The sequence below is a fragment of the Pseudobacteriovorax antillogorgiicola genome (assembly GCF_900177345.1).
In the GTDB taxonomy this organism is placed as follows: domain Bacteria; phylum Bdellovibrionota_B; class Oligoflexia; order Oligoflexales; family Oligoflexaceae; genus Pseudobacteriovorax; species Pseudobacteriovorax antillogorgiicola.
This window is the reverse complement of sequence record NZ_FWZT01000006.1, coordinates 297,466-303,830: the sequence shown is the minus strand read 5'-3', so window position 1 is coordinate 303,830 and position 6,365 is coordinate 297,466. Positions and strand designations below refer to the sequence as shown.

Below are 6,365 nucleotides of genomic sequence, written 5' to 3'. Positions count from 1 at the left end.
GCCGAGGCGCGTGAGGCGATAGACCGGTTTGTAGATGAGTACAATGACCATCGGCCGCATCGGTCTTTGGATATGTTGTCACCCAGCCAGTGGCTGGAGAAAATAGTTGCTTAAATGGTTTGTGGAATGGGGAACCTTACACTCCTGCGTTCCCCGATTAAGGCACACATAATCTAAATGGTCTTGAAAGTTTTTGAGACTGCATTATCGGGGGGAAGGCCGCCAGAATCATGCATTGCTAATCTGTTCCAAGACGAAGGCTATGGATGTGATTAATTAAGGAAAAAGAGAAACCCTGGTCTCAAGAAGAGACCAGGATATAACAGGCCAAGTCTACAAATAAGATCAGCTAAAACGTCAACTAGTTGAGGCTCGTAGCTGATCAGTTCTTATACTATCGGGTATAGCCAAACGGGCTAAGTTCACCATCATAGACAGCAGATCGATCCTGAGTCTTGATCTTGAGGTGTTGATAGCGGGATCCCTTATACCAATGAAGCAGCTTCAATCGGAACTCAGGTCGGCCTACAACACCGATGATTATACTTGTGTCATCATCAGCGCGATAGAACCTAAGGTCCTCCCAGGTAGCATCATTAAAGTAGAGATAGTCGGTTGATTCATCTATGGCAAAGTTCTCGATGGTTTTGATGCCACTGTACTTCGACCATATGCGATACTTATCGGTGCCGTTGCCACCATTGAAGTACTTATGCCCAAAAGAGTCTTCAAAGGTGTCATCGCCGTCCATGCCGTAAAGCCATTGTTCTCCGCGATAGCTGAAGATTTGATCAGCAAATGGAGACCCGAAAACGGTTTCTATACCATCAATTTTATCAGCTTCTCCTAGCGCTTCCTGGATGACATGACCAGCTTTTAGATTCACCTGTACACCCGTCGACGAATTCGCATCCCCTGCGAATATTGCTGCATCGAAGCCTTTGCCTCCGATCAGAGTATCTGAGCCTTCGCCACCGAATAAGATGTCGTCACCGATTCCACCATCGATATGGTCTCTATCAGCAGCGCCAGTAAGGGTATCGTTTCCTTGTTCACCCTGAATGAAGTCTTTAGATGCTCCACCTTTGATCGTGTCGTTACCACTGGCACCATTTAGGGAATTGCCCTGATCGCCACCCACCAGGGTATTGTCTAAACCATTTCCTTGAATGATGTTGCGATTCTTCAGGCTTCCGTAGGCTGTTCGCACTGTTTGCAGCCCACTTTGACTAAGTACCAGATTCTGGCGATGATCTGTATCCTTTCGATTGACTACGATAGGATTCAAGCTTTTATCTGAATCAGATTGAGGACCGGTGAAAATGACTCCATCCTTACTGATGAATACTGCATGACGATTGGCTTCGTCGGTAAACCAATTTTTGACAATGAGTTGAAAGTTTGAGGCGGAAATTACCAGAGAATCAGCGAAAATGAAATCGAGTTTTTCTAGAACGAGATCATCATAGGCAAAGGGGATGACGATGGTATCTAGCTTTCTATCGTCGGCGTGGTTATCAATTAAATTTCTGCTGTTAGCTACCAAGAGATAAGTGTCTTTGCCCCCACCGCCCGTGAGGATGTCGAAGCCTTCAGGGCCGATTCCACCAGGCATGATGATGTTGTCCTGATTGTTGCCAGTGATATTGTCATCGAAAGGGCTGCCAGTGATCATGCGGACCTTATCCCACCATCTTGGTGATTGCGTCCACTGACGGGGATCGAGATCAACGGAAACTGAGTGTTGCGCCTTTTGGTAGTTAAGGTGCTTCACTTGCAGCTGACCATTCGGTTGCACATCGAACCCTGCTCCATCTTCAGTTTGAAAGCTGAGGTGACGACATTCTGGATTCTTGAACCAGGATTGAACTCTAACGAGAGCAGTGCCGACTGGCTGGCGGTCAGCGAATACAGATCTAGCAATGAGTCTTTGATCGGGGCTGGTAAGGTTTTGATTTAAGTCTTGGTAGCGTCCGAAAATCAAGTCATTGCCATCACGACCGGATGTAAGTTCAGCTAATGGGATACCAAGAACAAGTCTATCCTGCTGACTATCCCCTTTGGTACAATTATTGATCGCTATATGTCCATCATGTTCACTGATCACATAGGTGTCGCTACCAGATCCACCTTCCACAAAAGTATTTTGGGGGCCGAGAATAAAAGTGTCGTCGCCTGCCTCGCCATACACTTGGTAGTGATACTGATCAAGATTATAGCTGAGACTTAGTTGTTTGCCCGATTGATCTACAGGTAGGTCTTGAACAGCTATGAAGGTGTTATCTGCACTGTTTCCCGTATACCGACCGTGAATCGATCTTTGATCGCCATCCATCTGCGATATCATTCGCTTTTTATCGACAGGAATGAACCACAGAAGCTTAACTGATTCGGTCTTAAATTTGATGTTCTGACTCTCACCAAGTCCCAGTACTATCGTGTTTAGATCAGCGTTTAGCGATAGATCATGGCTAACGATGTCTCCGTTATAGGAGTCGTAGCTTAGGTGAGAGTTTTCACCAGGCTCACCTAGCTTAAATTCAATTCTACCACCATCAGCAGAGAGCTTTCCTGATAGAAAGTCTATGCTGTGATCATGGACAGAATAGTAGTTGCGGTAATCCTTTAGTGACTCAAGAAAGTCCTGCTGGTCATGGTACTTTCTATCAAGTTTTTTAGATCCATCGATGGCGTGATAGATCTGGCCAATGAGGGTGAAGTTTTCCCATAGGTCTTTGGTTGCAAGCCCGATACCCTTGAATGTTGCTTCGGCTTTCTGAAGGTCGGTAGCATCTGGTGGAAGCTTTTTTAGTTGATTACTGATTTCGATATAGAAGTCATCAACTCCCAATCGAAGAACTGTAAGTAGAATCACAACCGGCTCTAGTTCTGGTACTTCAGGAACCAAAAGGCTCAGGGCTGTGATTGCAGTGTCTAAACCAGCATCGATATAACCTAGAGTATCATGGCGCTTCAGATCTTCTTCAATATTGTAGATACCAAATGCCGTTCCAACTAAAGGAACGTCTTCTAAGAACAGCCCCGCCTCACGAGCGAATACCCCAAGCTCTTCGCTTGCTGCACCAAAGATCCTACCTGCGTTTTCGGAAAGAAATTGGGTTGCCCATTTCTCGCCAACCTGCATAGCTGGTTTAATGGCTTTACCAAGTCCTCTGGCGGCTGCTTGATAGATCTTGCGATTGACACCAGTTAGTTCTCCGATACCATGACCAGCCTGAGAAAGCATGATCGCGCCATTTCCAATATCGCCACGTTCTAAGGAGTTTACGGCGCCTCTTAAGCCCATAAACGTACCGTAAATCCCAATAGCACGATTGATTGCCTGGCTTGTGCCAGCGGAGTGCTCCTGCATTCTTGTATGAAGACTCTCCGTTAAAGATGGAAAGCTGAGTTCGCTCTTGGGAACCCGGACCGTGAAGGAGCGTTTTTGTCCAGAAACTGAAGCTCGGCCTTCCACCTCGATCCAATTTTGGCTTTGGGAACCATGGACTGAATTTTCGTCAACAATGGCCCCTTCAGGTAAGGCTTCAAGAATTTTTCTTGCGATATGAGCATGGTCTTTTTCCAGTGCGATGGAGCCCTGGATGGATTGTGTTGCAATCTCTGTAGCTAGAGCTTGAGACTGCATTCTCACAAAGGTAAAGTCTTCAATCTGCTCTGAGCCACGATCGAGAATTTCATCAGTAGCACCGAGTCGGTCGCGGTTGCCCTCATAGTCGATGGTGACGTCGGTACTGATATCTGAAAGAACGTCTTTGTAACGATCTACAAGCTCTTGAGAATTACTGGGAGGTGCATCCATAAGCTGAGGTAGATCTCCGGGGAGCTTATAAGACTTTGGATACTGATCTGGTTTAGCAACAAATTGACCTAAATCTTTATGATCTACAAGAGCCTTAACAAGGTCCGTATAGCTGCCTTGTCCATCATTGGCAGAGAACACGTTTTCGTCTATATAAAAATCGTTGCTGCTCGCTAGATCTAAATCGGCCAAGTTCTTAAGGTAGGTTTCGCGGTCATCGAGAAAAGCCCTGTCTTTGAGGCGAAAGCCATATAGGTAGAGCTTCTGAGGAGTGAACGAGATTTTTGTGACATCGTTGCCGATGGAAAAAAGTTCCCTGGATGCAATCGATTTGAGTCGTGATATGCGGTCGCCAAATATAGCTCTCTTAATTTTGATATCGGCGAAAGCTTTCGCTTGGCCAAGAAAGTTTTTCTTGGAAAAATCGTAGCTCTTGCGATCGAATATGGTGTCGCTCAATGCAGAGTCGCCGAAGTCCTTCAAATAGACATATTTTTCAAGACCCTTTGATCCCACTTGAATCACATTGAAGCCAGTTTTTACCTCACCCTGAGATTCGTAGAACTGCTTTTTTAGGCCTACCTTGTAATTGGAGCTGATGATTTCAAGGTTTTGCTGCCCAGATGGTAGGTGGTCATTTACAAGGTACCTAAGTTCTTTCGAGAAGGACTCAATGTATTCAGGGGATACATCACATGATAGAAATACGAGCTTCCGAAGCTTATGCAGCACTGGTATCCCATCAGCACTCGTTAGGGTTTTAGCGAACGTGTCAGCAAGTTCTTGGGGTGTCTTTTCATCGATCGCTAAAAATGATGCATGACTATCGTAGTAAAGAGTTCCAGAAAAATCATCAATGCTTGGTAGCTTGATCGGAGCATCTCGCTCCCATTGAATCACGCCTTTGACCGATTCGCCGTCAACTCCTGTGGTACCGTTGACGGTATTTAGGTGGCCAGAAATTAGCGAGAGATTGGTCTTTCGAAAGGCTTCTGGGCTTGAGGCTTGCCCAATCATAGCCTTCCAGTCCGGCTTCGTTGAATGGTAGTTGTAAATCCAAAGGGATGTGTTCGCCCAAAGGGCTTCGCTGAGACTTAGGCTAAGCAATAATGGTAGCCATCTCTGTTTGAAACTGGTTCGCATGGTCTGGTGATCTCCCGTTAATGTTTGAGGCACAGTGGTACTAATGTCCTTGAAAAGGAGTAACGATAAGACTTCAATTTCCACAAATGGTTGTTGCTAGATAGATTATCTAACCGATTTAACTAGTGACTTCACTTAGTATAGTTTGTCTTAAAATTCAAACAAAAGTAGCGATATTAATGTCAAAGTTGAACTTAATGTTTGAAATATTAAAATATACAAGTTTTGTCATTGATATGCATGAATTGTGAATATTATCAATTGGCGGCATTTAGAGGAGGGTAGGTTATTGAAATGTCTACAATTTAATTGTGCACTTAAGAATGGGATGCAATTTTTTTAGCTGCCTTGAACCTCACTGCATGTGACGGAGTTGGAAGTCTCGCTATCACCTGTAGATTCATTAACATTCGTTGAGATAGTTCCATCCCCCAAACCAGAAAGTATTTCGCTGATAGAAGTTTGAATTGTGGTGGTCACAGCGGTGGAGTGATAGTCCGATAGGCCAATACCATTATTACTGGCATCAAAGTCGATGGAGCCTGCTACGAAATTACCGTTAACCAGAGCTTCGATCTGTTCGTAGACAGCCACATCAATTTTCTTTACAGCACTTGATAGCAAGTATGTTGAACTCGCCTCGGCACCACTTTGATAGGTGGTGTAGTATTCGTCTGTGTCAACGCCGATCGCCCATTTATTGCTTTTCGTAGTCTCTAGAATTGCGCCGGAGCCAGTAGCACCTCCAGCTCCAAAAATGACATCGGCATTTTGATTGGAGATCATTGATGAAGCCTGAGCTGCGCCGGTATCGGGATCAGTGAAAGATGAAATATAAGTGCACGCAATAGAGCACGTTTCGCATTCCGCTAATGCACCATTGATGAAGCCATTCACAAAGCTTTTTACAGGAGGTAGTGCGATTCCACCGATAACACCCAAGGATTTACTTTCTGAAACCATCGCTGCTAGGGAACCTGCCAAGTATCCAGCTTCATCTTCAGCAAAGGATAGGCCAACCAGATTGTCTGGATAATCATCGTAAGTGACATCAACAATCACGAATTTAGTATCCGGGAACGATTGAGCCGATTCCAGGGTTACATCGGTCATTTGAAAGCCAACTGTGATGACCATATCATAGTCTTGATCAACAAAATACTCGACTTCAGTACTATAATCATCTGTTGACGCTGGCTCTCTGTAGTCAAACTGCAATCCAAATGCTTGGGCGGCCTGCAGACCCCCTTCGTAAGCTGACTGATTGAATGTACCATCATCGATCTTACCAAAATCTGTGACAAGAGCGACTTTTAGGTCTGAAGTGGGTGATGAATCGCTCTCGCTACTACAAGATAGTTGTAGAACTGTAACAAAGACTACCCAAAAATGTTTCATT

At 44.9% G+C, this 6,365-nt stretch carries 3 protein-coding genes; 1 reads left to right on the top strand and 2 read right to left on the bottom strand.

What is annotated here, in order from left to right; genetic code table 11:
* Positions 1 to 114 (top strand): integrase core domain-containing protein (locus B9N89_RS32405; protein WP_132317675.1); only part of this gene is annotated, 114 nt, incomplete at its 5' end.
* 280 nt (positions 115 to 394) lie between these two features.
* On the opposite strand, the gene B9N89_RS10510 is transcribed toward B9N89_RS32405, so the two are convergent.
* Both B9N89_RS10510 and B9N89_RS10505 read right to left on the bottom strand, forming a co-directional pair.
* The gene (locus tag B9N89_RS10510) at positions 395 to 4,966 is read right to left on the bottom strand and encodes a calcium-binding protein (protein ID WP_132317677.1); all 4,572 of its coding nucleotides are present in this window, start codon (positions 4,964 to 4,966) and stop codon (positions 395 to 397) included.
* A 339-nt stretch (positions 4,967 to 5,305) separates the two neighbouring features.
* Positions 5,306 to 6,364: a BMP family ABC transporter substrate-binding protein gene (locus B9N89_RS10505; protein WP_132317679.1), complete on the bottom strand. Its 1,059-nt coding sequence runs from the start codon at positions 6,362 to 6,364 to the stop codon at positions 5,306 to 5,308.
* Position 6,365: the final 1 nt, after the last annotated feature.